The following is a 25,600-nucleotide window of genomic DNA, read 5'->3' as shown; positions in this document are numbered from 1 at the left end:
CCGAGGAGGCCGGAAAGGCCACCAAGGCCCCCAAGGTCCCGAAGGCCGCGAAGGGAGGCGAGCCGGCCGAGGCGTCCAAGGCCGCCCCCAAGGCCGCCCCCAAGGCCGCCCCCAAGGCCCCCGTGCCGCCGCCGCGGCTCCTTCTCCGGTACAAGGAGGAGATCCTGCCCAAGCTCCGCAAGGAGTTCGGGTACACGAGCGTCATGGCCGTGCCGCGGCTCACGAAGATCACGGTCAACATCGGGATCGGAGAGGCCAAGAGCGACATCAAGCTCCTGGACGAAGCCTCGGCGACCCTCACCGTGCTCGCCGGCCAGAAGGCGGCCGTGCGCCGGGCCCGGAAGTCCGTGTCGAACTTCAAGCTCCGGCAGGGCCAGCCCATCGGCGCCATGGTGACCCTCCGGGGATTCCGCATGTACGAGTTCCTGGACCGGCTCATCAGCCTGGCCATTCCCCGGATGCGGGACTTCCGCGGCGTGCCCGATCGCGCCTTCGACGGCCATGGCAACTACACGCTGGGGATCAAGGACCAGCTGATCTTTCCCGAAGTCGAGTACAACAAGATCACGCGTGCCATGGGCATGAACGTCACCATCGGCACGACGGCCAAGACGGACCCCGAGGCGAAGGCGCTCCTTGGGCTTTTCGGCATGCCGTTCCGCAAGTAGGGAGGTCTCAGAAGAATGGCCAGCATCCGCGCTTTCGCCAAGATGGCAAAGAAACCCAAGTTCGCGGTCCGCTACCACAACCGTTGCAAGCGGTGCGGTCGGCCCCGCGGCTACTATCGAAAATTCGCGCTCTGCCGGTGCTGCCTGCGCCAGCTCGCCCTCCAGGGCCAGCTCCCCGGTGTCACCAAGGCGTCGTGGTGAGGTGAAGCCATGAGTATGACGGACCCCATCGCCGACCTCCTCACGCGCATCCGCAACGGACTTCGCGCGAAGAAGAGCTTCGTGGAGCTTCCCTCCTCCTCCCTCAAGGTGGAGGTCGCCAAGATCCTCAAGGAGGAGGGTTACATCCTCAATTTCAAGGTCACGGAGGACGGGAAGCAGGGCATCCTGCGCCTGGACCTCAAATACTCGTCCGATGGGCGCCCCGTCATCGAGGGCCTGAGGCGCGAGTCGAGCCCCGGCCGGCGGGTCTACGTCGGGCGGGACGACATCCGCCCCGTGCTCGGGGGACTGGGAACGGGCATCCTGACCACGTCCCGCGGCGTCCTCACCGACAAGCAGGCGCGGCGCGAAGGCGTCGGCGGCGAACTGCTGTGCACGGTATGGTAGGAGGAACGCATGTCTCGCGTTGGTAAGCAGCCCATCTCCCTCCCCGGAACGGTGAAGGTCGCCGTGGAACAGGGGGCCGTCCGGGTGACGGGCCCCAAGGGGAGCCTGGATACCCCCGTCCCGCAGGGCATCTCCTGCGCCGTGGACGGCGGCAGCCTGGTGGTGTCCCGGGGGGACGACTCCAAGACCGCCCGGTCCCTCCACGGGCTCACGCGGGCCCTCCTGGCCAACGCCGTCAAGGGCGTCACCGAGGGCTTCAAGAAGGAACTGGACATCGTGGGCGTCGGCTACAAGGCCACCCTCGACGGAAACAACGTGGTCTTCAACCTCGGCCATTCCCACCCGATCACGCTCGCCATTCCGGAGGGGATCCAGATCACGGTGGAGAAGTCCACCCATGTGGTCGTGACGGGGTTCGACCGCCAGAAGGTGGGCCAGATCGCGGCCCAGATCCGGTCGTATCGCAAGCCGGAGCCGTACAAGGGCAAGGGCGTCCACTACTCGGACGAGACCATCATCCGCAAGGCCGGCAAGGCGGCGAAGTAGGCCGGACGGAGTGACGAAATGGGCAAGCTGAATCATTTGGATCGAAAGCAGAAGAGGGCACGGCGCCGGGTGCGCATCCTCAAGAAGATCGAGGGAACGGCCGAACGCCCCCGGCTGGTCGTGTTCAAGAGCCGGAAGTTCATCTACGTGCAGGCCGTGGACGACGCTTCGGGAACGACCTTGGCCCAGGCCTCCTCGCTGGAGCCCACCGTTCGCGCGACCCTCACCACGTCCGGAAAGCACACGTCCGTGGCGGAGAAGATCGGCCTCATCGTCTCCGAGCGCCTCAAGGCCAAGGGGATAGAGGCCGTGGTCTTCGACCGCGGCGGCTACGTCTACCACGGCCGGATCAAGGCCGTGGCCGAGGGTGCCCGCAAGGGCGGCCTGCAGTTCTAGGAGCGGGATCATGGAAGAGCGATCGGTGAGCGAGCTGGAATTCAAGGAGCAGGTGGTCTCGATCCGCCGCGTGACCAAGGTGGTCAAGGGCGGCAAGAACTTCAGCTTCTCCGCCCTGGTGGTGGTGGGCGACGGCGCGGGCCGCGTGGGCTGCGGCCTCGGCAAGGCCCGCGAGGTCCCCCTGGCCATCTCCAAGGGCGTCGAGCAGGCCAAGCGGAACATGTTCCGCGTCTCCCTCCAGGGGAACACGATTCCCCACTTCGTGGAGGGGAAATTCGGCGCGGGCCACGTCGTGCTCCGCCCCGCCTCCAAGGGAACCGGCGTCATCGCCGGCGGCGCCGTGCGGGCCGTCATGGAGGCGGCGGGCGTCCAGGACATCCTCACCAAGTGCGTGGGGACCAACAACCCCCAGAACGTGGTGAAGGCCACCCTGCAGGGGCTCAAGAGCCTCCAGAGCCCCGAGAAGGTGGCCCGCAAGAGGGGTAAGACCCTCGAAGAACTCGTGGGGTAAGCCATGGCCGCGAAGAAGGCTCCCGTGAAAGAAAAACAGCTCGTGGTCACCCTGGTGCGCAGGCCCGGGACGGAGAAACTCCGCAAGGTGGTCTGGAGCATGGGGCTCAGAAGAATGAACAGCACGCGGCGCTACCCGGACCGGCCGGAAATCCGCGGCATGATCTTCGCCGTCAAGCACCTCTTGACGGTCACGGAAGAGTAGGGGGACGGCCATGTTTCTCTCCGAGCTGAAGCCCGCCAAGGGCGCCGTCAAGAAGCCCAAGCGCATCGGCCGCGGCCCGGGCTCCGGCCACGGCAAGACCGCCGGCAAGGGCCACAAGGGACAGAAGTCCCGCTCCGGATTCCACCAGAACCCCGGCTTCGAGGGCGGACAGATGCCCCTCATGCGCCGGATCCCCAAGAGGGGCTTCACGAACGTCTTCGCCAAGAAGTGGGAGATCGTGAACGTGGGCCGCCTCTCGGCCTTCGAGGGCGGGAGCGAGGTGAACGCCAAGACCCTCAAGCGGGCGGGTCTCATCCGGTCCGAGACCTCCCTCGTGAAGATCCTGGGCGTGGGCGCCCTGGACAAGGCCATGACGGTGGTGGCCGACGCCTTCTCCGAGAAGGCCCGGCAGGTCATCGAGGCGGCGGGAGGACGGGTGGAGGTGAGGCAGCCGTGATCGAAGCCTTCCAGAACCTCTTCAGGATCCCCGACCTCAGGAAGAGGATCATATTCACGTTCCTGCTCCTCGCCGTGTACCGCGTGGGCTCCCAGATCCCCACGCCCGGAATCGACGCCCTGGCCCTGCAGGAGTTCTTCCAGCAGTATGCCAGTTCGGGCGTCCTCGGGTTCGTGAACCTCTTTTCGGGCGGCGCCCTCGAGCGGTGCACCATCTTTGCACTGGGCATCATGCCGTACATCACCGCCTCCATCATCATGCAGCTCCTCGGGGTCGTCTGGCCCTACATCGAGAAACTGCAGAAGGAAGGCGGAGCCGAGGGCCGGAAGAAGATCGTGCAGTACTCCCGGTACCTGACGATTCTCATCTGCGTCGTCCAGGGCCTGGGCATCTCCTTCTGGGTCAAGAGCCTGGTGAGCCCCGTCACGGCCAAGCGCGTCGTGGAGAACCCCAGCTTCGGCTACCACGTCCTCACCGTGATCATCCTCACGGCCGGCGCCACCTTCGTCATGTGGCTCGGCGAGCAGATCACGGCCCGCGGCGTCGGAAACGGCATCTCCCTGATGATCTACTCGGGCATCGTGGTGGGCCTCATCCCCGCCGCCGTCCAGACCTTCCGGCAGGTCCAGGAGGGCAACCTCTCGGTCTTCGTGGTGGCCCTCCTCGTGGCCTTCATGGTCGGAGTCGTGGCCTTCATCGTGTACTTCGAGCGGGCCCAGAGGAAGATCCCCATCCAGTACGCCAAGCGGATGGTGGGCCGGAAAATGGTGGGCGGGCAGGCCGTCTACTTCCCCTTGAAGCTCAACCCCGGCGGGGTCATGCCCATCATCTTCGCGGTGTCGCTCCTGGCGGTTCCCCAGACGATCCTGAGCCTCCCGGCTCTGGACAAATACGAGGCGGTTCGGGTCCTCAACTCCTACCTGGGGTACGGGAACCTGACCTACCTCGCTCTGTACGGGGCCCTCATCGTCCTCTTCACCTTCTTCTACGTGAGCATCGTCTTCAACCCCGAGGACCTGGCCGAGAACCTCAAGAAGTACGGCGGCTTCATCCCCGGCATCCGCCCCGGAAAGAGCACGAGCGACTACCTGTACCGTTCGCTCAACCGGCTGCTCTTCGCGGGCTCCATCTACCTGATCATCGTGGCCCTCCTCCCCGTGATCCTCATCTCCGGCTTCCCCCTCCAGCACCTGTGGGGAATCGGACCCTCCATCGAGAACCTCTTCAAGGCGCTCCGGCTGGATTGGATCCTCAGGGGCTTCAACCTGAACTTCTATTTCGGCGGCACCTCGCTCCTCATCGTCGTGGGCGTCGCCATGGACACGCTCCAGCAGGTGGAATCGCAGCTCGTCATGCGGCACTACGAAGGGTTCTCGCGCCGCACGCGAATTCGGGGGAGGAAGTGATGCACCACCAAAAGAACCTCGTGCTGTTGGGGCCCCCTGGGGCCGGCAAGGGTACTCAGGCCAAAGAGCTGGCCGTCCGTCTCGGCGTCCCCCACATCTCCACGGGAGACATGCTTCGGGAGGCCGTGCGCGAGGGCACGCCCCTGGGGCTGAAGGCGAAATCCGTCATGGAAAGCGGCGGGCTGGTGTCGGACGAACTCCTCACGGGTATCGTGAAAGAGCGCCTGGCCAAGGCGGATTGCGACAAGGGGTTCATCCTCGACGGGTATCCCAGGAACCTCTCCCAGGCCGGCATCCTCGCCGGGATCCTCGGCGATCTGGGCAAGGACCCGGTGACGGCCCTGGAGCTCGAGGTGGCCGACGACGTGATCGTGACGCGCCTCGGCAGCCGGCGTTCCTGCCCGGCCTGCGGCGCCGTGTACAACCTCGTCTTCTCCCCCCCCAAGAAGGAGGGGGTTTGCGATAAATGCGGCACAGGGCTCGTGCTGAGGGACGACGACAAGGAATCCGTGATCCGCGAGCGGCTGCGCGTGTATCACGAGAAAACCGCTCCCCTTTCGAGCCACTTCCGGGAAGCGGGGCGCCTGAAGTCCGTTCCGGGCGACGTGGCCCCGGCCCAGGTCTTGGAAGCCCTGGAGAAGGCCATCGGATGATCCACCTGAAGACGCCCCAAGAGGTCGACATCATGGACGAGGCGAACCGCATCGTCCTCGACGTCCTGGACCGGCTCGAGAAGGAGCTGGCCCCCGGCGTGGCGCTCCAGGAGCTGGACGCCATCGCCGAGGACGTGGCGACCCGTCGCGGGGCGAAGCCGGCCTTCAAGGGGTACAACGGATACCCCGCCTCGGTCTGCATCTCCATCAACGACGAGGTGGTCCACGGGATCCCCGGGCCCCGCAAGCTTCAGGCGGGCGACCTGGTGTCCATGGACTTCGGGGTCATCTACCGCGATTTCTACGGGGACGCGGCGAGGACGTGCGCCGTCGGCGGGCTCGACCCCGATGGCGAGCGGCTGATCCGCGTGACGAGGGAGAGCCTCCTCGCCGGCATTGAACTCGTGCGAGAGGGCAACCGCGTCTCGGACGTGTCCCACGCCGTGCAGACCCACGTGGAGAAGCACGGTTTCAGCGTGGTCCGCGATTACGTGGGCCACGGGGTGGGTCGGGCCCTTCACGAGGAGCCCCAGGTCCCCAATTTCGGCGACCCGGGACGCGGGCCCCGGCTTCAGGCGGGCATGGTCCTGGCCATCGAGCCCATGGTGAACGAAGGGGAACCCGGCGTGTCCGTGGACGAGGACGGCTGGACCGTCCGCACGGCCGACGGCCGGCGCTCGGCGCACTTCGAGTTCAGCGTGGCGGTGACCCAGGCCGGCCCGAGGATATTGGGGGTTCAGGGGGTATGAGCAAGGACGATGTCATCCAGATGAAGGCGGTGGTGAAGGAGGCATTGCCCAACGCCATGTTCCGGGTGGAGCTGGAGAGCGGGCACCGGGTGCTCGCGCACATCTCGGGCAAGATGAGAAAGCACTTCATCCGCATCCTGCCCGGGGACCAGATCCTCGTCGAGCTCTCCCCTTACGACCTGAACCGGGGGCGCATCGTCTACCGGTTCAAGAGCTAGCGGAGTGAGGCCATGAAAGTCAGACCGTCGGTGAAGAAAATCTGCCCGAAGTGCAAGATCATCAAGCGCAAGGGCGTGATCCGGGTCATCTGTGACAACCCGAAGCACAAGCAAAGGCAAGGGTAAGGAGGCCGGCCGTGGCACGTATCTCGGGCATTGATCTCCCGCTCAACAAGCGGGTCGAGGTGGCCCTGACCTACATTTTCGGGATCGGCGACTCCCGGTCCCGGGCCATTCTGGAGAAGGCGGGGGTCAGCCCCGACGTCCGGGTGAAGGACCTCACGGAAGACGAGGTCTCCCGGATCCGAAAGGTCATCCAGGATGAGGGCAACGTGGAGGGCGACCTCCGCAAGAAGCTCCAGATGGACATCCGGCGCCTGATCGATATCGGGAGCTACCGGGGAATCCGCCACCGCACGGGCCTGCCCGTCCGCGGACAGCGGACCCACACCAACGCACGGACCCACAAGGGACCCCGCAGGGCCGTCCCCGGGAAAAAGAAGGCCACCAAGAAGTAAGCCTTCACAAGGAGCGCGAGAATGGCGAAGGCAAAGGCTGGAAAGAGAACGCCCCGGCGCGAGAAGAAGAACATCCCCATGGGCGTGGTGCACATCAGCGCCACCTTCAACAACACGCTGGTGAACGTCACGGACCTGGAAGGCAACACGGTCGTTTGGTCGAGCTCCGGCTCCTCGGGCTTCAAGGGAACGCGGAAGGGCACCCCCTTCGCCGCGCAGGTGGCGGCCCGGGCGGCCGCCGAGAAGGCCATGGAGCACGGAATGCGCGAGGTGGACGTGGAAGTCACGGGACCGGGGGCCGGCCGCGAATCGGCCATCCGGGCCGTGCAAGGCTCGGGCCTCAAGATCCGCTCCATCCGCGACATGACGCCCATCCCCCACAACGGGTGCCGTCCGCCAAAGCGGCGGCGCGTGTGAGTTAGGAGGTTCCATTGGCTCGGTATCATGCTGCTGTCTGCCGCCTCTGCCGCAGGGAAAGCGTCAAGCTCTTCCTGAAGGGGGACCGCTGCTTCAAGGAGAAGTGCGCCATCGAGAAGCGCAACACGCCGCCCGGTCAGCACGTCCGCCGCCGCGGCAAGATGAAGGGCTACGGCGTCCAGCTCCGCGAAAAGCAGAAGGCCAAGCGCATCTACGGCGTCCTCGAACGCCAGTTCCGCACCTACTTTCACGAGGCCGACCGGCTCAAGGGGGTCACGGGAGAAAACCTGCTGTCCTTGCTCGAAAAGCGCCTGGACAACACCGTCTACCGCCTCGGCTTCTCCTCCTCGCGCAAGCAGTCCCGCCAGTGGGTGACCCACGGCCACATCCGCGTGAACGGGCGCCGGGTGGGCGTCCCCAATTACCGGGTCCGGCCCGGGGACGAGATCACCGTCTCGGGAGAGCTCGCCAAGAACGTCTTCCTGCAGTCCGCCGTGGAATCCTCGTCCGGACGAGGGGTCCCCGAGTGGCTGCGGCTGGACGCCGAGAACCTGAAGGGTACCGTGGTCCGGGACCCGCAGCGCACCGACATCACCTACCCCATCGAGGAGCAGCTCATCGTCGAGCTGTATTCCAAGTAAGGCCGAAGGAGCGGGGTGCCCATGAAACCTTTTCAGATGCCCACCCTCATCGAGTGCAATATCGAAACCCTCACGGACCGTTACGGCGAGTTCGTGGCCCAGCCCCTGGAGCGGGGCTGGGGGATCACCCTCGGCAACGCGCTCAGGCGCATCCTCCTCTCCTCCATCGAGGGGGCGGCGATCTCGGCCGTGAAGATCGAGGGCGTTCTTCACGAGTTCACCTCCGTTCCCGGGGTTCTCGAGGACGTGACGGACGTGGTGCTCAACCTCAAGGCCATCCAGTTCATCCAGCACTCCGACGAGCCGAAAACCCTTCGCCTGTCGGTGCAGGGCCCGGCCGAAGTCAAGGCCCGGGACATCCAGCACGACGGCACGATCCGCATCCTGAACCCCGATGCCCCCATCGCCACCCTCAACGAGGAGGGCTCCCTCGACATGGAGATCATCCTCACCAAGGGGCGTGGGTACGTTCCCGCGGAGGCCAACAAGGTAGAGGACCCGCAGTACATCGCCATCGATTCCATCCACTCGCCCGTCCGAAAGGTCAACTACGAAGTGACCGAGACCCGCGTGGGCGAGGCCACGGACTACGAGAAGCTGAAGCTGGAGATCTGGACCAACGGAGCCGTCACGCCCCAGCAGGCCCTGGCCTCCGCGGCCTCTCTCCTGACCTCCCACCTGGAGCTCTTCCGGGCCCTCACGGGCCCCGACGCCGCCGTCATTCCCCAGGGGACCCAGCCCGTCCTGACGGGCGGTCTCGAACACCTCCTGGGCCAGGCCCTGGACGAGACGGAGCTGAACCAACGCATCGTGAAAATGCTGCAGACCAACGACGTGGAGACGGTGAGGGACCTCGTCCGCATGACGGAAAAGGACCTCCAGGGGATCAAGAATTTCGGTCAGAAGGCCCTCAAGGAGGTCAACGACTTCCTGGAGAAGCTGGATCTGACCCTCGGCATGAACGTGTGAGGCCGCCATGCGCCACGGAATGGATCACCGCAAACTGGGCCGCACCTCGGAACACCGCATCGCGCTGCTCCGAAACCAGACCGTCAGCCTGATCCGGCACGACCGGATCCGCACGACGCTGGCCAAGGCCAAGGAGCTCCGCCGCTTCGTCGAAAAGCTCATCACCCTGGCCAAGAAGGACACGCTTCACGCGCGTCGGCTGTGCGCCGTGGATGTGCACGACCCCGAGGCCCTGAAGAAGCTCTTCTCCGTGCTCGGCCCGCTCTACGCCCAGAGGCCCGGCGGGTACACCCGCGTGCTGAAGCTGGGCGCGCGAAGGGGCGACGGCGCCGAGGAGGCCATCGTGGAACTCGTGGGCCGCGAGCCCAAGTTCGAGACGAAGCCCGCCAAGGGCGCCAAGAAGGCCAAGGCCCCCGCCGAGAAGACGGCCGCGAAACCCGCCGAGGGCGCGGGCGCTCCGCCGGAGGGCTAGGACGCCCAGGCGGACCGAGCCCGAGGCCCGGGAGGCCCCATGGCCTCACTGTTCCGCACCGACGCGCCCGTGGCACCCCTCGCCGAGAGGGTCCGCCCCAGGAAATGGGAGGATCTTCTCGGCTTGGAGTCGGTGTCGGGCCCCGAGACGCCCTTCGGACGGCAAGTCGCCGCCGATGCGCTCGCGAGCACCATCCTCTGGGGTCCACCCGGAAGCGGCAAGACGACCCTCGCCCGGCTCATCGCGGGAGGAACGCGCCGGCCCTTCGTGGGCCTGTCTGCCGTTCTTTCCTCCCTGAAGGAAGTTCGAGAGGTCATGGAGAAGGCCCGTTCGGGATGGCGCGGCGACGGTCGCCCGACGATCCTGTTCATGGACGAGATCCACCGGTTCAACAAGGCCCAGCAGGACGCGTTCCTCCCCTACCTGGAGGAGGGGTCCGTGGTCCTGCTGGGAACGACGACGGAGAACCCGTCCTTCCATCTCACGCCGGCCCTCCTGTCCCGGTGCCGCGTGGTGATCCTCCCCGGGCTCGGCGAACAGGAGATCCTGAAGATCCTGAGGCGCGCGATGGCCGAGGACGCAGCGCTGAAAGCCTCGGGCCGGGCAATCCCGGACCCTGTCCTGGAAGACTTGGCGCGCCTGTCCGCCGCCGATGCGCGCTTCGCCCTCAACGCGCTCGAGGCCCTGGTCCTGCGCTATCCGGAGGGCCGCGCCATGACGCCCGCCGACGTCCGCGCCTGGCTGTCGAGCGGTCGTGTGGTCTACGACTGGGGCGGGGAAGAGCATTACAACCTCATCAGCGCGTATCACAAGTCCATCCGGAACAGCGATGTGCAGGCGGCTCTCTACTGGCTCATGCGCATGTTGGAGGGCGGCGAGGATCCGCTGTTCGTGGCTCGCCGTCTGGTCCGCGCCGCATCGGAGGACGTGGGGAACGCCGACCCCCAGGCCCTTCGTCGGGCCCTGGACGCCAAGGAAGCGGTGGACTTCCTGGGCATGCCCGAGGGCGCCCTGGCGCTCGTCCAGGCCACGGCCTATCTCTGCGCCGCCCCCAAGTCCAACCGAGCCTACCTGGCCCAGAAGGCGGTGGAGAGGGATCTCCGCGCCGGTCGCCGCCACCCCGTCCCCCTGGCCCTGCGGAACGCTCCCACCCGCCTCATGGAGGAGGCCGGCTACGGCGACGGGTACGCCTACGCCCATGACGAACCCCACGGGATCGCGGACCTGGATTGCTTGCCCCCGGAACTGGTCGGCAGGGAGTACTATGAGCCTTCGACGGCGGGTTTCGAGGCGCGGATCTCCGAGTGGATGGCCCTCTGGAAGAAGCGCCGGGCCGAGGCGAGGAATTCGAACCGCCGCAGGGAGAAGGAATGAAAAGGTGGATTCCCGTTCTGGCCGTGCTGCTCCTTCTCGTTCGCCCCGTCTGGGCGGCCAGGGTGCTCGTGCTTCCCGCCGATCTGGAGGCCGGACCTACGGGCGCCGAGTGGATCGGGACCGGTCTGGCCTTCGCCCTGGACGAGGCCATGGCCCGGGCAGGGGTTCCGCACGTCCCCCTGGAACACGTGCGGAGCTTGTACGAGCAGGAGGGGCTCGTGGCGTCCCCCCGCTTCTCAACCCCTTCTCGGGTGGCGCTGGCGAGGCAGTTCGGGGCGGACGTTCTCGTGACGGGGTCCTTTCACGTGGAGGGGGAGAGGCTGACCGTGCGGATGGAAGCCTTGGAGGTCCAGGGCGACTTGCGGCGTCTGGGGCGTTGGGAAGTGCTGAAGCCACTCCACGAGCTCCTCGGCCTCACCGAGACCCTCGGAAGGGGACTGTTCGATGTCCTTGGCCGCGAGTGGCCCGCCCTGCCGGACGTGGGACCGCAGGCCTTCGAAAGTTACGTGCGGGGACGCATCGCCGAGGACCTCACCCTGCAGGAAGTTTACCTCCGCAAGGCCCTGGAACTGGCGCCCGGCTACCTCGAGGCCCAGTGCTACTTGGCCATCGTGCTGAAGGAGACGGGGCGCGTTTCGGAGGCCTCCCAATCCCTGGAAAGGCTTTCCCATGCGTCGTTCTCGCGCAGTTATCTCGCCCTGGCCTCCCTCGCCGAGATTCGCCTGGAGGAGGGACGGCTGAAGGAGGCCTGGTCCCTCTTCATGCGCTCGCTCAAGGCCGGGGAATCCCCCGAAGCCCACCTCGGCCTCGCTCGGCTCTACCTCCGCCAGAAGAAGAACGCCGAGGCCCTGAGGGAGCTCAAGGTGGCCGAGTCCTTTGGGACCCATCAGGAGGAGATCGAGTTCTTGAGAAACCGGACCCAAGCGGCACCCGCCGTTCGGGAGCCCCCTCCCCCCTCCCCATGATGCGGTTCGCCGTCCTCACCCTCGGGTGCAAGCTGAACCAGTACGATTCGGCCAAGGTCGCCGCCCGCCTGGCAAGAGCCGGGGCCGTCCCCTCCTCCCCCGAGTCGGCCGAACTCATCCTCGTGAACACCTGCACCGTCACCCACAAGGCCGACCGGGATTCCAGGAAGGCCGTGCGGTCCCTGAAACGGGCCAACCCCGGGGCCCGCCTCGCGGTTTTCGGGTGCGCCTCCCGGCGGACCCCCGCGGCCTTCTCCGGTCTCGCCGGGGTGGATGCGGTCCTTTCGGATGACGAGTCTCTCCTGCGCTTCCTGGATGACTGGAGGCCCGGGGCCTCGGCTTCCGCGCCGTGCGTGCCGCTCTTCCCGGACCGCACGCGGGCCTTCCTCAAGGTGCAGGAGGGCTGCAACCAGCCCTGCTCCTACTGCATCGTCCCGTCGGTGAGGGGGCCGTCCCGCTCCGTGCCGCCCGAGGAGGTCGAGGCCGAATTCGCGGGCCTGTTGGAGGCTGGTTTTCGAGAGGTGGTTCTCACGGGCATCAACACGGGCGAATACGGAAAGGATTTGGGGTGGAAGGGCGGCCTTACCGCTCTCCTGGAGCGCCTGCTGAGGAGGAACGGGGACTTCCGCCTCCGGCTCAATTCGGTGGAGCCGAGGACGGTGACCCCTGGGCTCGTCCGGCTCCTTCGCGCCGAAGGCCGGCTGGCGCGCCACCTCCAGGTCCCTCTCCAGAGCGGCTCCGACGCCGTGCTGGCGGCCATGCGCCGGAATTACAAGGCGGGCTTCTTCGCGGACCTTCTCCAGCGTCTGGCCGAAGAGGTCCCGGGGATCGGCCTGGGCTGTGACGTCCTGTGCGGCTTTCCCAGCGAGACCCGGGAAGACCACGAGGCCACCCTGAGGCTTCTGGAGGGGAGCCCCGTGGCCTTTCTCCACGCCTTCGCCTATTCGCCGCGGCCCGGGACTCCGGCGGCCTCGATCCCCCCCCTCCCTCCCGGAGAGGTGGCGGCTCGGACCCGGGAACTCGTGGCCCTCGGGCGGTCCAAGAGCGAGGCCTTCGCCCGTTCCCAGATGGGCCGGCCCCTCGAAGCCCTCACCCTTGCCTCCGAGTCGGGGCGCGGTCGGGCCCTCACTTCGAACTTCCTCGACGTCTTGCTCGACGGCGCGGCCCCCCCCAATCGCTGGATCACGGTTCGGCTCACCCGGTGGGAAGGCGGCCTTCCCCGGGGGGAAATCCTGGAGGAAAGGGATCTCAGAACCGGGTCCAGAGGGCGCGTCTGAGGACGCCGGGCACGGAGGGGGCATCGGCCCAGCCCCTCAGCCAGTCCTCCCGGCTGCCCCAACCCTGCGCGTAGCCTTCGGCCAGGAGCCCGGGAAAAGCCCTCGGAAACGGAAGGCGCCTCCTCCACGTTTCCTTGAACACCGACCGGCTCAGGCGGTCCAGGTTGTCCCGCCGCGACGGTGCCGAGGGCGGAGGGCCCTCCCGCCGGGAGTGGCGAAAGTCCAGAAAGAGGATCCCCCCCGAGGGGCCCACCATCACGTTTCCCGCGTTCAGGTCCCCGTGGACGAGGCCCAGCCGGTGCAGGCGGGCCAGGGCCTCTCCGGCCGCCTTCCAGGGCGGCGGCGCCTCGCCGTCCAGGAGGTCCGTCAGGGACCGTCCCCCCGTGACCTCCTCGGTGAGAGTGTAAACGGCGAAAAAAGGACCGGAATGGACGTAGCTCCGGGCGGCCGGGCGCGGGCAGAGGCCCGCCCCGGCGGCGAGGTTCGCGTCGGCCCACTCCCTTTGAAAAGGGGTCCTGCGCGCATACCGATCCGGGAGGAAGCGCCTCGAAAGGCCGCCGCGGGCCTCCCGCTTCAGCACGAAAGCCCAGTCGAGAATCCGCGCCAGGCGGGCCGTTCCCCGGCCCCCGGGGAGCGGGGAGGCTTCGTCCCAGAGGAGGGCGAGGCCCTTCTCCGAGAGCGGGCGCTCGAGGCGCTCCCTCCACGCGTCCGACAGGATCAGACTCTCCGCCATGGGCCCAGGATACGTGCCCGCGGCCCGGCGGCACAAGCCGCGAGGACGGGGGTGAGGATATAATCGTGTCGAAGGAGGTAAGGCATGCCCAGGCTGCTGGTGCTCGGCGGCATGGCGGCGGGGATGAGCGCGGCCAGCAAGGTCCGGCGCCTGGATCCCCGGTGGGAAGCGACGGTCCTGGACGCCGGTCCCGACCGCTCCTACGGCGCCTGCGGCCTCCCCTACGTCGTGGGGGGGGTCACGGCCGACATCGAGGACCTCTTCGCCCTGGACCCCGAAGAAATCGCCCGACGGGGGATCGAGGTCCGGCTCCGGCAAAAGGCCCTCGCCCTGGAGGAGGGCCGCAAGCGGGTGGTCGTGGAGGACCTGCCTTCCGGGGCCCGGTCCGAAGAGCCCTACGACGCGCTGCTGATCAGCACGGGGAGCCGGGCCGTCCTCCCCGATCTGAAAGGTCTCCAGGGGGACAACCTCTTCGGCATGCACGATCTCGCAGACGGCCGGCGGCTCCAGTCTTTCCTGGCCGACGCGCGCCCCCGATCCGCCCTGGTCTGGGGGAGCGGGTACATCGGCATCGAAATGGCCGAGAACCTCGCCGCGCGCGGGGTTTCGGTCACGCTCGTCAACCGGTCCCAGCGGGTGCTCAAGACCCTCGTGGAGCCCCTCAAGGCGCGTGTCCTTCAGGAGCTCGAACGCCGCGGGGTGCGAGTGCTTCTCGGGGTAAGGGTGCTGGAAGTGTTGCGGACCGGGGAGCGGATCCTCGGCCTGAGGACCGACCGGGGGGAGCTGTACGCCGACCTGCTCCTCATCGCCACCGGGGTTCGCCCGGCCACGGACTTCCTGGAGGGCTCGCCGGTCCCTCGGGACGGGCGGGGGGCCATCCTCGTGGATGAGGCCTGCGCCACGGGAGTCCACGCCGTGTGGGCCGCCGGGGACTGCTGCGCCGTCCGGCACCTGGTGACGGGACGCCCCGCCTACCTCCCTCTGGGTACCACGGCCAACAAGATGGGCCGGGTGGCGGGAGCCAACATCGCCGGGCGCCGGGAGCGCTTTCCTGGGGTGGTCGGGACGGCCGTCACCCGCGCCTTCGGCCTGGAAGTGGGCCTGACCGGACTGTCCCCCGTCGAGGCCGCCTCGGCGGGATTCGATCCGGCGGAGGCCGTGGTCGAGGCGGGAAGCCGGGCGGGCTACTATCCGGGAGGAGGGGCCGTCACCGTTCAGCTCACCGCGGACCGCCGGACGGGCCGGCTCCTCGGCGGGCAGGTGGCCGGGCCGGAAGGCACGAAGGGCCGCGTGGACACGCTGGCCGCCGCGGTGACGGCCGGGATGCGGGCAGAGGACTTCGCCCTCCTCGACCTTGCCTACGCTCCCCCCTTCGCCCCGGTCTGGGACCCCCTCCTCGTGGCGGCCGGGGTCCTGGTCTCCCGCTTGAAGGGTTGATCCTGCGTGAAGGTCAGCCCAGGGCCGCGTCCAGGGCTCCGGCGGCGAGAAGGCCGACGGCGATGAATCCGTTCGTCGTGAAGAAGGCGGCGTTGAGTCGGGAGAGGTCGCCGGGGCGGACCAGGAGGTGCTCGAAGACCAGCGCGCCGGCCACCAGCGCGACGGCACCGAGGAAGACGATCCCCGCCCCGGCGGTCTTCGCCGCCACCGCCAGGCACAGCACCGTGACCGCGTGAGCCCCGGCGGAAAGCCAGAGCGTTGCCTCGACGCCGCGGCGGGCGGGGAAGGAGTGCAGGCCCACGGAGCGGTCGAAGGCCAGATCCTGGAGCGCGTACAGGAGGTCGAATCCGGCGATCCAAAAGGTCATGGCGCCGCAGAGCCACCAGGAGGGTCCGGAGCCGTGGAGGGTTCCCGTGACGGCGATCCACGCTCCGGGCGCGGAGATGCCGTCTGCGAATCCCAGGACGAGGTGGCACCAGGACGTGAAGCGCTTGGTGAGGGAGTAGCCGAGCAGGACGGCCAGGGCCAGGGGAGAAAGGGCCAGGCAGAGGGGGTTCAGCCTCCAGGCCGAGAGGACGAGGAGCCCCACGGACGCCACCAGGAACCCCCATGCGAAGGGGACCGAAACTTGCCCGGTCACGAGCGGCCAACCGGAGGTCCGGGGGTTCTCGGCGTCGAACCTGCGGTCCACCAAGCGGTTGAAAGTCATGGCCGCGGACCGCGCGCCCACCATGGCGCCGAGGATCCAGAGGAAGGTCCGCCAGCCGGGCCACCCGCCCGCGGCCCACATCATGGACAGGAGGGCGAAGGGGAGGGCGAAGACCGTGTGCTGGAACTTGATCATCTCCAGCACGACGAACAAGCGATGGACGAACCGCCTCAACGGTCGCTCCCCCCCCAGCGGCCGGCGAGGCGCGTTTCGAGTCCCAGGTGATCGAAGATCCGCATGAGGAAGTGGTCCATGAGATCCTCCACGGAGCGCGGGCCCTGGTAGAAAGCGGGCACGAAGGGGGCCACGACGGCGCCCGCCTCGGCCAGCGTCGCGAGGTTCTTCAGGTGAATCACGGAAAGGGGAGTCTCCCGGGGAACCACGATCAGGGTGCGGCGCTCCTTCAGCGCCACCTCGGCGGCCCTGTGGAGAAGGTTGCGTCCCGCACCGGAAGCGACGGCGCCCACGGTGGCCATGCTCGCCGGGATCAGGACCGTCCCGTCGCAGGGGTAGGATCCGGACGCGACGGGGGCGTCCAGGTCTTCCTCTCGATGGAGGAGGAGCCGGCCGTCCCTCCCGGCCCGGTCCACACAGGAGTCAAGGCTCAGGCCCTCCTCCCGATTCAAGACCAGGGAGAAGGCCCGGGAGGGGACGAAATGGACCCTCCGGACACCCGGATGGGCGAGCAGATGGTCGAGGAACCGGAGGGCCAGGCGCGCACCGCTGGCGCCCGAGGCGGCCACGACCAGGACCTTTCCGAGACCGCCCGGAACCACCCTGTCATCCGACACGCGCGCCTCCCGCCCCGCCCGTCAACGGGGGAGCCTTCGAGGGGTATTCTACCCGAAAGGGCCGATCTCGCGGCCCCGAAGGTTGGCGCTCGGCGGAAGAACGGTACGCGCGCGCGCGTTCTAAGGAGCCTTGCAGGGGAGGAACCCATGATCGAGGCGGGCGACCGATGTCCCCCCTTTGAAGTCCCGGATGAGACGGGCGCCGTCCGGACCCTGAAGGACCTGGCCGGTCCCCGGGGACTGGTCCTCTACTTTTATCCAAAGGACAACACGCCCGGCTGCACCCTGGAGGCCCGGGACTTCCGGGACCTCCTCCCCCGCTTCGAGGCCCTCGGCTACCGTGTGGCGGGGGTATCCCGGGACTCGCAGAAGTCGCACTGCGCCTTCATCACGAAGGAGCGTCTTCCGTTTCCCCTGCTCAGTGACGCCGATGGGCGCCTCTCGGAGGCCGTGGGGGCCTGGGGAGAGAAGGTGATGTACGGGAGGCGGAGCAAGGGGATGATCCGCTCCACGCTGGTTCTCGACCCCGGCGGTACCGTCCTGAGAGCCTATCCGAAGGTCTCCGCCACGGGGCACGCCGCCACCGTCCTCGCTCACCTGGAATCCCAGGGGCGCTGACCTCCGCCTTCTCCCCTTTTCGGGCCTTGCCCCCCGCCGCGCGGCCGTCCGTTGACGGTGCGGCGGCCTCTCCCTACAATGGCCCAACGAGGAGGCCGTCGTGACCCAGCCAGCCGAGGGCGTCGGCTCCAACCCGCTGAACCTCGATCCCGAGGATCTGTTTGTCGTGGCCGGCAAATTCGCGGAGCAAGGCCGCTACGAGGAGGCCGTCGCGCTCTACGAGCGGGGCGTCAAGCTCTTCCCCGGCAGCCTCGCCATGAAGATCGGCCTGGGCAAGATGCGCAACCTCCTCAAGGAGAAAGACGAGCACGAGCGCCACCGCCTCATGGCCAAGTTCAAGGAGGAGCGGGGCCGCCAGGATCGTCAGTCCAGCCAGCTCGCCGCCATCGGGGAGATCTTCGAGCGGAAGGGCCAGTCCGAACGAGCCCGGGAATGCTACCGCATCGCGCTCATCCACAATCCCTCCAACGAGTCCGCCCGGTTCAATCTGGCCAAGCTCGACTACCGGAACAACGATTTCTCGGGCAGCATCCGGGAACTGAAGGCCCTCATCGCCATCAACCCCTTTCACGCCGAGGCCCACGCCCTCATGGGGAGGGCCCTCTTCTATCTCAAGAGCTACAAGGCTTCCCTGGCGAGCCTGGTGGACGCGATGATCCTGGACAGCGCCGCCGGGCGCCCGCCCGCGCCGGAACTCCAGGAGAAGTTCAAGTACATCCTCGAAAAGGTGGGGATCCAGAACCGGGCGGCCCGGAGCGAGATCGTCAAGAAGCGCCTGGCCCTGTTCAACCAGTGCGTCCACCAGCTCGACCTGGAGAAGGAGAGCCTCCTGGGGCGGGGGGCCGTCCGCGACATCCACGAGATCACCAAGGCCGCCGCCCCCGACGAAGTCCGCCAGGACCTCCTCCGCCTGGCCCTTCGGCTGAGGGCCTTCGACATCCTGGCCACCCTGGCCGACGAACACCTCTTCGTCGTCGCCAAGGCGGTCAAGGAGATGGCCGTGAAGCCGGGGGATGTCGTCTTCGACGAAAACGACGAAGGGGACGATCTCTTCCTCGTGGAAAAGGGGGAGGTTCGCCTCGTCAAGCAGACCCCCTTCGGAGAGCAGCCGCTGGCCCTCGCCCAGAAGGGGGAATTCTTCGGCGAGATGAACTTCATCGATCCGGCCCACCGGAGCGCCGATGCGCTGGCCAGCACCGAGGGTGTGCTCTTCCGCATCCGCCGGAGCGACCTGGACCCGTTTTTCGAGCTCAAGAAGGAAGTCGCCGTCCACTTCTACTGGCACTTCTGGAAGTCCCTCTCCCGGAGGACCCGAGAGGCCAACAACCTCCTGAAGACCTTCTTCTCCGAGGCCGCCACGGCCCAGAAAGCGGCCTTGAGCCCCGACGAGGCCAGCCGGTCCAAGGCCATCTCCATCGAGCTGGACCGCAAGATCAAGCTCTTGCAGGAGCAGGGTCTTTCGGCCAAGGAACTCCGCCTTCTGGCCGCCTTCTCCACGGAGGAGCTCTACAACCAGGACGAGCTGATCTTCAAGGAGGGGAGCCGCGGAGACAAGCTCTACATCATCCTCGATGGAAAGGTCCGCATCACCAAGCACATCCCGGGGGTGGGCGAGGAGGCCCTCGCCATCCTGGGAAAGGGCGACTTCTTCGGCGAAATGGCCCTGGTGGACAACGAGCCGCGCTCCGCCGATGCCCGTGCCCACGTGAACGGCACGACGGTGCTCACGATCTCCCGGACGGTCCTCAACGAAATCCTGTCCGTGGATGTGGAATCGGCGTACCAGTTCCTCATCATCCTTTGCCGGATCCTCACCCAGCGCCTTCGGGAAATCAACCTCAAGATCATTCAGTGGCGCTTCATGGCCGGCGGCTTTTAGGGGGATCAAGGGCGGGCGCCCGGGGGAGCCGCTCGGGGTCCGACGCCTCGGACTCCCTGAATCCGCCAAAGGATCGGGGCATGCAGCGATGAAGCTCTACTGGTCTCGGGACGTTCGCGAGGCGGATCGGATCGCCATCGAGGAGATGGGAATCCCGTCCCTCCGCCTCATGGAAAACGCGGCCGCGGCCATCGTGGACGCCCTGTACGAGGAGCTTTCTGATCGAATGACGGGTGCGGTGGCCGTCCTCTGCGGCCGGGGCAACAACGGCGGCGACGGGATGGCCGCGGCGAGGCTCCTGAAGGAGCGGGGCGTGGACGCCCGCGTCCTGCTCGCGGCGGAGCCCGACCGCCTCTCCGGGGACGCGCGCGTGCAGTTCGACAAGTTGGAGGCCGCGGGCGTCCCCTGGACGCCCGCTTGGGGAGAGCCGGGTCCGGAGGCCTGCCGAAAAGGTCTCGAAGCCTCCTCCCTCGCCGTGGACGCGCTTCTCGGCACGGGCCTGTCGGGTCCAGCCCGCGGGTCGACGGCCTCCTTGATCGAGACCCTGAACGCATGGGGGGGAACCGTTGCGGCCGTGGATGTCCCCTCCGGCCTGTCGGGAGACGCCCTGGCCCCCTTCGGCCCGACGGTCCGCGCGGACCTGACGCTGACCCTGGCCCTGGCCAAACCGTGCCTCTTCACGCCCGAGGGCTCGCCCCTGTGCGGCACCGTGCGGCGGCTGGACATCGGAATCCCGGAGGAGGCCGTCCGGAGGCTGACCCCCGCCGGAGAGGCGCTGGAGGTCACTTGGGCGGCCTCCTTCGCCCGCCCCCGCCCGTCCTGCGCCCACAAAGGCGACGCCGGGCGGGTCCTCCTCGTCGCGGGGTCCCGGGGGAAGAGCGGGGCCGCGGTCCTCGCCGCGCGCGGGGCGCTCCGGGCGGGGGCCGGCCTGGTCACGGTGGCGACGCCGGCCTCGGTGCAGCCGGTGGTCGCGGCCTCTCTACCGGAGGCCATGACCCTACCCCTGCCCGAAACGGCCGACGGCACCCTCAGCATGGACGCCCTCACGCCGATCCTCGACTTCTGCTCTCAGGCCGACGCGCTGGGGCTGGGACCGGGCGTGGGGGCGACGCCGGAAACGCGGGCCTTGATGGAGGTCCTCTACGCGCAGGCCCGTCTTCCCGCGGTCGTGGACGCCGACGGCATCAACGCCTTTGCCGGCCGGCCGGAGCGCCTTCAGGTCCATGCGGGTCCCCGGGTTCTCACGCCCCACCCCGGAGAAATGGGGCGGGTCCTGGGATTGCCCGCCGCGGACGTGGCGGCTCAACGCTACCGGTTGATCCCCGAAGCCGCCGAGCGGGCGGGAGTGGTTCTCTTGCTCAAAGGCTACCGCAGCCTCCTGGCCGCCCCTGGGAGCCCCTGGCGGCTCAATCTGACGGGCGGACCCCACATGGCGGGGCCGGGCTTCGGCGACGTGCTCACGGGCATCGCGGCGGCCCTCCTGGGGCGGGGAGAGGAAGCCTATGATGCCGCGTCCCTGGCCGCCTGGTGGCACGGCGCGGCGGCCGACCTGGCTTTTCGCAAAATCGGGGGGTACGGCCTGATGGCGTCCGAGTGCGCCGAGGCGTTGCCCCAGGTGGAGGGGTCCCTCCGCTCCCACCGGGGTCTCCGCTGAGTCCTGGAGGGGCGGCCTTGGCGGAAACCCTCCTCCTGCCAACGCTTGCGCAAACCCGGGCCCTGGCCCGGCGAGTGGCCCGCTCCCTGGCCGGACGGGATCTCCTCCTCCTCGAGGGGGACCTGGGAGCGGGAAAGACCACCTTCACTCGGTTCCTGGCGGAGGCTCTCGGCATCGCCCCGTCGTGGGTGTCGAGCCCCTCTTTCACCCTCGTCCAGAGGTACCCCCAGGGGAAGGGCGGCCTGGCCGTGACCCACGTGGACCTCTACCGGTGCAGCCACCCCTCCGACCTGGAATCGCTCGGGCTCGAGGATTCGCTCGCTTCCGCGGACCTCGTGGTCGTGGAGTGGCCCGGGGCCGGAGAGACGCTGTGGAAATCCTCGGGCCGCCCTCTCTGGAGGCTGGCCTTCCATGGAACCGGCAAGGCCCGCTGGGTGGCCGTGGAAGGCCCCAGCCGTCTCAGCCCAGGGACACTCCGATAAGACGGCCCAGGAGGTGAGTCACCAGGGCCACGGTCCCTCCGATGGCCGCCATGCGAAGAGCACCGTACAGGACGCTCCGACCCGTGAAGAAGGCCAGGAGGCCCCCCACGGCCAGGAGGGCCGCCGCGCTGAGCGACGCCGAGACGGCCACCCCCGGGCCCGCTTCCAGGATCAGAAACGGGGCCAGGGGGATGAAGGCGCCGGCCACAAAGGCGAAAAAAGAGCTGGAGGCCGCCGCCCAGGGGGAACCGAGGTCCCCCGGATCGAGGCCCAACTCCTCGCGGGCCAGGGTGTCCAGAGCGGAATGGGGACTCTCGACGATGGCGCGCGAGAGCGCGGCGGCCTGCTCCCTAGGAATTCCCTTGGCGCGGTAAATGAGCTCCAATTCCCGGGCCTCCTCTTCGGGGGAGTTTCGGAGTTCCTCCTCCTCCTTCCGGATCTCGTGTTCGTACAGCTCCCTCTGGGACCTCACGGAGACGTATTCACCGGCGGCCATGGAGAAGGCCCCCGCGAGCATCCCCGCCGCACCCGTCAGAAGCAGTACGCCGCGGCCGGGGCCCGCGCCGGCCACGCCCATGATCAGGGAGAAGTTGGAGACAAGGCCGTCGTTCATCCCGAACACGGCCGCCCTCAGGGAGCCTCCCCGGGAGCTCCGGTGCCAGGTCTCCTGGCGGGCGATGGCCGCGCTTCCGGAGGCCCCGAGGGTCTCGAATACCCGCGCGTGGACCTTCTCCTCACGGTCCATCCCCACGGCCCGGGCGTCCGCCTGATCGGCGTAGCTTCCATCGGCGTTGCGCTCGGCGGCCTCCAGGATGGGCAGGACGCCCGCCGTGCCGAAGCGTCGGGCCAGGAGGAGGAGGAGACGGTCCCGGACGCCGGGGCGGACGGCGGCGGTCTTCACCCCCGCGTCCCTCAATTTCCCTTCCCAGACCTCGGCGTGCCGGGTTTCCACGGCCGCGAGGTCACGGAACAAGGAGGCCCGCTCCGCGTCCTTCTCCGCCTGGGCGAGGGCCTCGTAGACCGCTGCGGCGCGGCGCTCGTCCCGCAGGTTCCTCAGCCATCGGAGCGCGTTCCCCGACCTTGCCTCCTCGTTCTCTTCCGCCATTCCCGCTACCTCCCCGAACCGACATCCTGCCGGAGGCGGCCGAGGCGCGCAAGTCGGGCACCTCTTCCCGGCTGGTTCCCCGCGGCCATCGGAAGCTCTGGAAAGGTTGACAGGGGCGGGCCCGGAGCCCATAATGACCGGGCCTGGGGCGCCGTAGCCAAGCGGTAAGGCAGGGGCCTGCAAAGCCCTCATCACCGGTTCGATTCCGGTCGGCGCCTCCAGTATTTTCTCCTCCCCCCTCCTCCCTTGCATCACGTCCTTCGGGCTAGACGCCCGCATCAGCCCAAGCGTAGAGCCCGGGCAGTCTCCCGCGGAGTGGGCCTTTCGAGGGCGATCCGCCGTATACTGACCGCGGCCGGAGTGGCGGAACGGGCAGACGCTGGGGACTTAAAATCCCCTGGCCGCAAGGCCGTGCGGGTTCGAGCCCCGCCTCCGGCACCAGGAGGATTCTCATGCCGCGAAGGTCAGCCGCCGGACTCCTGTCCGCCGCCCTTTGTCTCGCCCTCTGCGCCTGCGCGCCCCAAAAGCCTCCCACCCTTGAGATCCCGCCCCCGGTCATGCGGGAAGTCCCCCCGAAGGTGGGGCTGGCCCTCGGCGGCGGCGCGGCCCGCGGGTTCGCGGAAATCGGCGTCTTGAGGGTGTTGGAGCAAGAGAAGGTCCCCATCGACCTCGTGGCCGGGACCTCCGTGGGAAGCCTCATCGGTGCGCTTTACGCCGACTCGGGCCGGGTCCTCGACGCCGAGTTCCTTTCGGTGGAAGTCCAGGAGGAGGACCTCTTCGACTACAAGGCCCTGGCCCTGTTCTCGGGCGGCCTGGTGAAGGGGGAGAGGCTGGAGGCGTTTCTGAGCCGCAACTTGCGCCACAAGACCCTGGAGGCCCTGCCGGTTCCCTTCTACCCCGTGGCCGTGGACATCCGGACGGGCCAGGCCGTGGTCTTCGAGCGCGGTTCCGTGGCCCAGGCGGTCCACGCCTCCTGCGCCATCCCCGGGGTCTTCGTGCCGGTGCAGTTCGGGGGAGCGACGTACGTGGACGGGGGCGTCCTGGACCCGGTTCCGGCCGACGTCGCCCGCCAGAAGGGCGCCGAGGTCGTCATCGCCGTGGCCATCCCGGCGGGCCTTCCGTCGGGCGCGCCGCGGAATCCGGTGGAGGTGGCCTTTCACTCGGCCATGATCATGTACCAGGAAATTGGAAGGCTGAGGGCGGCGGAGGCCGACGTGGTCATCCAGCCCGACGTGAAGGGGGTGGCCTTCGACGACTTCAGCCAGAAAAAGCGCCTGATCGAAGCGGGGGAGGCGGCCGCCCGTGCGGCCCTTCCGGCGATTCGGGAGGCCATCGCCCGCAAGACCCGCCGCGTTCCCGTGGAGGCGACGCCATGACCGTTCGAGATCCCAGCGCCCCGCTCCTTCTGGCCGGGCTCCTGACCTTCGCCGGTTGCGCCTCGGTGGTTCGGGAGCCCGAGGCCGACGCCTCCGCCCTGCTCCGGGTGCCCGCCTTTCGTCTGGAAGCGCGGTGCGATCCGGCCGAATTGACCCCTCTTCTCGAGGATCTGGCACGGGTCACCCTCTCCGAGCGTCTCCCGCTGGGGGAGGACCCCCTCGGCGGGCGGATCGAACTTCTCTTTTCGGGACGAACCTCGAGTCCCGAGGTCTCCGCGTCGGCGGACCCGGGAAGGGTCCAGCCGGGGGCGGGTTCCCCCATGGGAGCCGGGACACGCACGGGGATGGACCCCCGGGGAGAAGGGAACCGGCGCTACGCGGACGCCGACCTCCTGCTCGTCCTGAGAGACGGGGAGGGCCGCCGGCTCTACGCCGTTCGAAGCCAGGTTCGCGGGCGGTGGGGTCTCGTGGAGACCCCCGAAGCCGCCGCGAGGCTCTGCCTGAAGCGGGCCGCCGAGGACCTCGTCCGGTTCCTCGATGAGGGCGCGGGGAAGGGGCCAAGGCCATGACCCGCGTGGATCCCGCGGAGGTCGTCCTTCGGCCCTTCCATCTTCTGGACAAGGAGTGGGCCCTGCTCGTGGCGGGGACGGAGCGGCCCAACCCCATGACCGTGTCCTGGGGCGGGTTCGGAACCATCTGGAACCGGCCCACCGTCACCGTCTACGTCCGCCCCACGCGCCACACCTTCGGCCTCCTCGAGGCGGGGCAGGCCTTCACCCTGAACGTCCTGCCCGCCTCGCGCCGGCCCGCCCTGGACCTGTGCGGCACGCGCTCGGGCCGGGACCTCGACAAGTGGAAGGCGGCGGGCCTGGTCCCCGAGCCCTCCTCGGAGGTCCTGGTGCCGCGGATCGCCGGATCCGTCCTTTCCCTCGAGTGCCGGATCATGTCCGCGCTCCAGGTGGATCCGGCCCGTTTCCGGGACCCCTCCATCCAGGGAAACTATCCCGAAAGGGACTACCACACGGCCTATCTGGGCGAAGTGCTCGCGGCGTGGGCGTCGGAGAGGTTCCTCCGGCCATGAGGGGGGAGCCGTGAGGATTCTCCTCGTACTCTCCCATCCCCGCGCGGATTCCTTCAATGCCGCCGTGGCCGCCGCGCTGAGGGGATCCCTGGAGGGCGAGGGCCACGAGGTGGACCTCCTGGACCTGCATGGCGAAGGCTTCCGCCCCGAGATGCGGCCGGAGGATCTGGAGGCGGCCGCCACCGGGCGGTTTGCGCCCGATGTCGCGGCCCTTCAGGCGCGAGTCTCCGCGGCCGCCGGACTGGCCTTCGTCTTTCCGGTGTACTGGTTCGGCCCGCCCGCCATGGTGAAGGGGTTCGTGGACCGCGTGTTCTTCGAAGGCTTCGCCTTTCGGTTTCTTCCCGGAGGCCGGGTGAAGGGGCTTCTCCACCAGGAGAGGGCTCTCGTTCTCTGCACGGCGGGCGCCTCGGCGCTTCTTTATCGGACCTTCGGGTTCCACCGACCCATGCGGAAGGTCCTCGTGGACTGGACGCTCCGCATGTGCGGCGTCCAGACGGTCCGGCTCGAGGTCTTCCACGGGGTCACGGAGGCGTCGGACGCGCGCCGGAAGGGCTATCTTGACGAAGCGAGGAGGCTGGGCCGCGCCTTCTTCGGCGCGGGGCGCTGAGTCCGCTCGCCGCGCTCGGGCTCATCCCACCGGCCGCCGGTATCCAAGGGATCAGAAGCCCCCGGCCGATCCGGGGCG

At 68.4% G+C, this 25,600-nt stretch carries 34 protein-coding genes and 2 tRNA genes; 32 read left to right on the top strand and 4 right to left on the bottom strand.

Features of this window, described 5'->3' with window-relative positions:
* Positions 1-122 precede the first annotated feature (122 nt).
* From rplE to AB1824_02300, 21 genes are read left to right on the top strand one after another with little or no spacing between them, the layout of a single operon-like run.
* Positions 123-668, top strand: coding sequence for a 50S ribosomal protein L5 (rplE, locus tag AB1824_02400; GenBank protein MEW5763803.1), 546 nt, complete (start codon positions 123-125; stop codon positions 666-668).
* Between the two features lie 15 nt (positions 669-683).
* Complete coding sequence (locus tag AB1824_02395) at positions 684-869, top strand: type Z 30S ribosomal protein S14 (GenBank protein MEW5763802.1); 186 nt, start codon at positions 684-686, stop codon at positions 867-869.
* A gap of 9 nt (positions 870-878) precedes the next feature.
* A complete protein-coding gene (rpsH, locus tag AB1824_02390; GenBank protein MEW5763801.1) occupies positions 879-1,277 on the top strand; it encodes a 30S ribosomal protein S8 in 399 nt (132 codons plus the stop codon).
* A gap of 9 nt (positions 1,278-1,286) precedes the next feature.
* Positions 1,287-1,823 (top strand): 50S ribosomal protein L6, encoded by a 537-nt coding sequence (gene rplF / locus AB1824_02385; protein MEW5763800.1) that lies wholly within the window; start codon positions 1,287-1,289, stop codon positions 1,821-1,823.
* An 18-nt stretch (positions 1,824-1,841) separates the two neighbouring features.
* Positions 1,842-2,219: a 50S ribosomal protein L18 gene (rplR, locus tag AB1824_02380; protein ID MEW5763799.1), complete on the top strand. Its 378-nt coding sequence runs from the start codon at positions 1,842-1,844 to the stop codon at positions 2,217-2,219.
* Between the two features lie 10 nt (positions 2,220-2,229).
* Positions 2,230-2,730, top strand: coding sequence for a 30S ribosomal protein S5 (gene rpsE, locus AB1824_02375; protein ID MEW5763798.1), 501 nt, complete (start codon positions 2,230-2,232; stop codon positions 2,728-2,730).
* A gap of 24 nt (positions 2,731-2,754) precedes the next feature.
* Positions 2,755-2,934 (top strand): 50S ribosomal protein L30, encoded by a 180-nt coding sequence (gene rpmD / locus AB1824_02370; GenBank protein ID MEW5763797.1) that lies wholly within the window; start codon positions 2,755-2,757, stop codon positions 2,932-2,934.
* Between the two features lie 10 nt (positions 2,935-2,944).
* Positions 2,945-3,391, top strand: a complete 447-nt coding sequence (gene rplO, locus AB1824_02365; protein ID MEW5763796.1) for a 50S ribosomal protein L15 — start codon at positions 2,945-2,947, stop codon at positions 3,389-3,391.
* Complete coding sequence (gene secY / locus AB1824_02360; GenBank protein MEW5763795.1) at positions 3,388-4,797, top strand: preprotein translocase subunit SecY; 1,410 nt, start codon at positions 3,388-3,390, stop codon at positions 4,795-4,797. Before rplO ends, secY begins: the two co-directional genes overlap by 4 nt.
* Positions 4,797-5,450 carry an adenylate kinase gene (locus AB1824_02355; protein MEW5763794.1) on the top strand — a complete coding sequence of 218 codons (654 nt, stop codon included), beginning with the start codon at positions 4,797-4,799 and terminating at the stop codon, positions 5,448-5,450. The genes secY and AB1824_02355 overlap by 1 nt, the downstream gene beginning before the upstream one ends.
* Positions 5,447-6,199 carry a type I methionyl aminopeptidase gene (gene map, locus AB1824_02350; GenBank protein ID MEW5763793.1) on the top strand — a complete coding sequence of 251 codons (753 nt, stop codon included), beginning with the start codon at positions 5,447-5,449 and terminating at the stop codon, positions 6,197-6,199. Before AB1824_02355 ends, map begins: the two co-directional genes overlap by 4 nt.
* Entirely contained in the window at positions 6,196-6,417 is a 222-nt protein-coding gene (gene infA, locus AB1824_02345) for a translation initiation factor IF-1 (protein ID MEW5763792.1), read from the top strand. Before map ends, infA begins: the two co-directional genes overlap by 4 nt.
* 12 nt (positions 6,418-6,429) lie before the next feature.
* Positions 6,430-6,543 carry a 50S ribosomal protein L36 gene (rpmJ, locus tag AB1824_02340; protein MEW5763791.1) on the top strand — a complete coding sequence of 38 codons (114 nt, stop codon included), beginning with the start codon at positions 6,430-6,432 and terminating at the stop codon, positions 6,541-6,543.
* An 11-nt stretch (positions 6,544-6,554) separates the two neighbouring features.
* The gene (gene rpsM, locus AB1824_02335) at positions 6,555-6,935 is read left to right on the top strand and encodes a 30S ribosomal protein S13 (protein MEW5763790.1); all 381 of its coding nucleotides are present in this window, start codon (positions 6,555-6,557) and stop codon (positions 6,933-6,935) included.
* A 21-nt stretch (positions 6,936-6,956) separates the two neighbouring features.
* Positions 6,957-7,352, top strand: a complete 396-nt coding sequence (gene rpsK, locus AB1824_02330) for a 30S ribosomal protein S11 (protein MEW5763789.1) — start codon at positions 6,957-6,959, stop codon at positions 7,350-7,352.
* A gap of 14 nt (positions 7,353-7,366) precedes the next feature.
* Positions 7,367-7,993, top strand: coding sequence for a 30S ribosomal protein S4 (rpsD, locus tag AB1824_02325; protein ID MEW5763788.1), 627 nt, complete (start codon positions 7,367-7,369; stop codon positions 7,991-7,993).
* A 21-nt stretch (positions 7,994-8,014) separates the two neighbouring features.
* Positions 8,015-8,962 carry a DNA-directed RNA polymerase subunit alpha gene (locus AB1824_02320; GenBank protein ID MEW5763787.1) on the top strand — a complete coding sequence of 316 codons (948 nt, stop codon included), beginning with the start codon at positions 8,015-8,017 and terminating at the stop codon, positions 8,960-8,962.
* A gap of 7 nt (positions 8,963-8,969) precedes the next feature.
* Positions 8,970-9,434, top strand: a complete 465-nt coding sequence (rplQ, locus tag AB1824_02315; protein MEW5763786.1) for a 50S ribosomal protein L17 — start codon at positions 8,970-8,972, stop codon at positions 9,432-9,434.
* Between the two features lie 39 nt (positions 9,435-9,473).
* On the top strand, positions 9,474-10,808 hold the full coding sequence (locus AB1824_02310; protein MEW5763785.1) for a replication-associated recombination protein A: 1,335 nt from the start codon (positions 9,474-9,476) through the stop codon (positions 10,806-10,808).
* The gene (locus AB1824_02305; protein ID MEW5763784.1) at positions 10,805-11,773 is read left to right on the top strand and encodes a hypothetical protein; all 969 of its coding nucleotides are present in this window, start codon (positions 10,805-10,807) and stop codon (positions 11,771-11,773) included. Before AB1824_02310 ends, AB1824_02305 begins: the two co-directional genes overlap by 4 nt.
* Entirely contained in the window at positions 11,770-13,050 is a 1,281-nt protein-coding gene (locus tag AB1824_02300; GenBank protein MEW5763783.1) for a MiaB/RimO family radical SAM methylthiotransferase, read from the top strand. Before AB1824_02305 ends, AB1824_02300 begins: the two co-directional genes overlap by 4 nt.
* Here the strand turns inward: AB1824_02300 and AB1824_02295 are convergent.
* On the bottom strand, positions 13,022-13,783 hold the full coding sequence (locus AB1824_02295; GenBank protein ID MEW5763782.1) for a lipopolysaccharide kinase InaA family protein: 762 nt from the start codon (positions 13,781-13,783) through the stop codon (positions 13,022-13,024). The genes AB1824_02300 and AB1824_02295 overlap by 29 nt on opposite strands.
* An 84-nt stretch (positions 13,784-13,867) precedes the next feature.
* Between AB1824_02295 and AB1824_02290 the strand changes: the two genes are divergently transcribed.
* Positions 13,868-15,220, top strand: a complete 1,353-nt coding sequence (locus tag AB1824_02290; protein ID MEW5763781.1) for an FAD-dependent oxidoreductase — start codon at positions 13,868-13,870, stop codon at positions 15,218-15,220.
* A gap of 13 nt (positions 15,221-15,233) precedes the next feature.
* Here AB1824_02290 and AB1824_02285 read toward each other — a convergent pair whose 3' ends face one another.
* Positions 15,234-16,103, bottom strand: a complete 870-nt coding sequence (locus AB1824_02285) for a UbiA-like polyprenyltransferase (GenBank protein MEW5763780.1) — start codon at positions 16,101-16,103, stop codon at positions 15,234-15,236.
* Positions 16,100-16,720, bottom strand: coding sequence for a UbiX family flavin prenyltransferase (locus AB1824_02280; protein MEW5763779.1), 621 nt, complete (start codon positions 16,718-16,720; stop codon positions 16,100-16,102). The genes AB1824_02285 and AB1824_02280 overlap by 4 nt, the downstream gene beginning before the upstream one ends.
* Before the next feature lie 147 nt (positions 16,721-16,867).
* Between AB1824_02280 and AB1824_02275 the strand changes: the two genes are divergently transcribed.
* The 4 genes from AB1824_02275 (at position 16,868) to tsaE (ending at position 21,353) form a co-directional block, all read left to right on the top strand.
* Positions 16,868-17,338 (top strand): peroxiredoxin, encoded by a 471-nt coding sequence (locus tag AB1824_02275; protein MEW5763778.1) that lies wholly within the window; start codon positions 16,868-16,870, stop codon positions 17,336-17,338.
* Positions 17,339-17,438: 100 nt separating this feature from the next.
* Positions 17,439-19,217, top strand: a complete 1,779-nt coding sequence (locus AB1824_02270; protein MEW5763777.1) for a cyclic nucleotide-binding domain-containing protein — start codon at positions 17,439-17,441, stop codon at positions 19,215-19,217.
* Between the two features lie 88 nt (positions 19,218-19,305).
* Positions 19,306-20,871, top strand: coding sequence for an NAD(P)H-hydrate dehydratase (locus AB1824_02265; GenBank protein ID MEW5763776.1), 1,566 nt, complete (start codon positions 19,306-19,308; stop codon positions 20,869-20,871).
* 17 nt (positions 20,872-20,888) lie between these two features.
* Positions 20,889-21,353 (top strand): tRNA (adenosine(37)-N6)-threonylcarbamoyltransferase complex ATPase subunit type 1 TsaE, encoded by a 465-nt coding sequence (gene tsaE / locus AB1824_02260; GenBank protein MEW5763775.1) that lies wholly within the window; start codon positions 20,889-20,891, stop codon positions 21,351-21,353.
* Here tsaE and AB1824_02255 read toward each other — a convergent pair.
* Positions 21,331-22,458 (bottom strand): VIT1/CCC1 transporter family protein, encoded by a 1,128-nt coding sequence (locus AB1824_02255; GenBank protein MEW5763774.1) that lies wholly within the window; start codon positions 22,456-22,458, stop codon positions 21,331-21,333. The two genes, tsaE and AB1824_02255, sit on opposite strands and share 23 nt — an antisense overlap.
* A 147-nt stretch (positions 22,459-22,605) precedes the next feature.
* Between AB1824_02255 and AB1824_02250 the strand changes: the two genes are divergently transcribed.
* From AB1824_02250 to AB1824_02225, 6 genes are all read left to right on the top strand, one after another.
* Positions 22,606-22,679: transfer RNA gene (locus tag AB1824_02250), tRNA-Cys, on the top strand.
* A 133-nt stretch (positions 22,680-22,812) separates the two neighbouring features.
* Positions 22,813-22,899: transfer RNA gene (locus tag AB1824_02245), tRNA-Leu, on the top strand.
* An 11-nt stretch (positions 22,900-22,910) separates the two neighbouring features.
* Positions 22,911-23,834 carry a patatin-like phospholipase family protein gene (locus tag AB1824_02240; GenBank protein MEW5763773.1) on the top strand — a complete coding sequence of 308 codons (924 nt, stop codon included), beginning with the start codon at positions 22,911-22,913 and terminating at the stop codon, positions 23,832-23,834.
* A complete protein-coding gene (locus tag AB1824_02235) occupies positions 23,831-24,403 on the top strand; it encodes a hypothetical protein (protein ID MEW5763772.1) in 573 nt (190 codons plus the stop codon). Before AB1824_02240 ends, AB1824_02235 begins: the two co-directional genes overlap by 4 nt.
* Positions 24,400-24,915, top strand: coding sequence for a flavin reductase family protein (locus AB1824_02230; protein MEW5763771.1), 516 nt, complete (start codon positions 24,400-24,402; stop codon positions 24,913-24,915). The genes AB1824_02235 and AB1824_02230 overlap by 4 nt, the downstream gene beginning before the upstream one ends.
* A gap of 10 nt (positions 24,916-24,925) precedes the next feature.
* A complete protein-coding gene (locus tag AB1824_02225; protein MEW5763770.1) occupies positions 24,926-25,522 on the top strand; it encodes an NAD(P)H-dependent oxidoreductase in 597 nt (198 codons plus the stop codon).
* Positions 25,523-25,600 lie beyond the last annotated feature (78 nt).

It is taken from the genome of Acidobacteriota bacterium, assembly GCA_040752915.1.
Taxonomy (GTDB): domain Bacteria; phylum Acidobacteriota; class UBA4820; order UBA4820; family DSQY01; genus JBFLVU01.
This window is presented reverse-complemented; position numbering and strand designations above follow the sequence as displayed.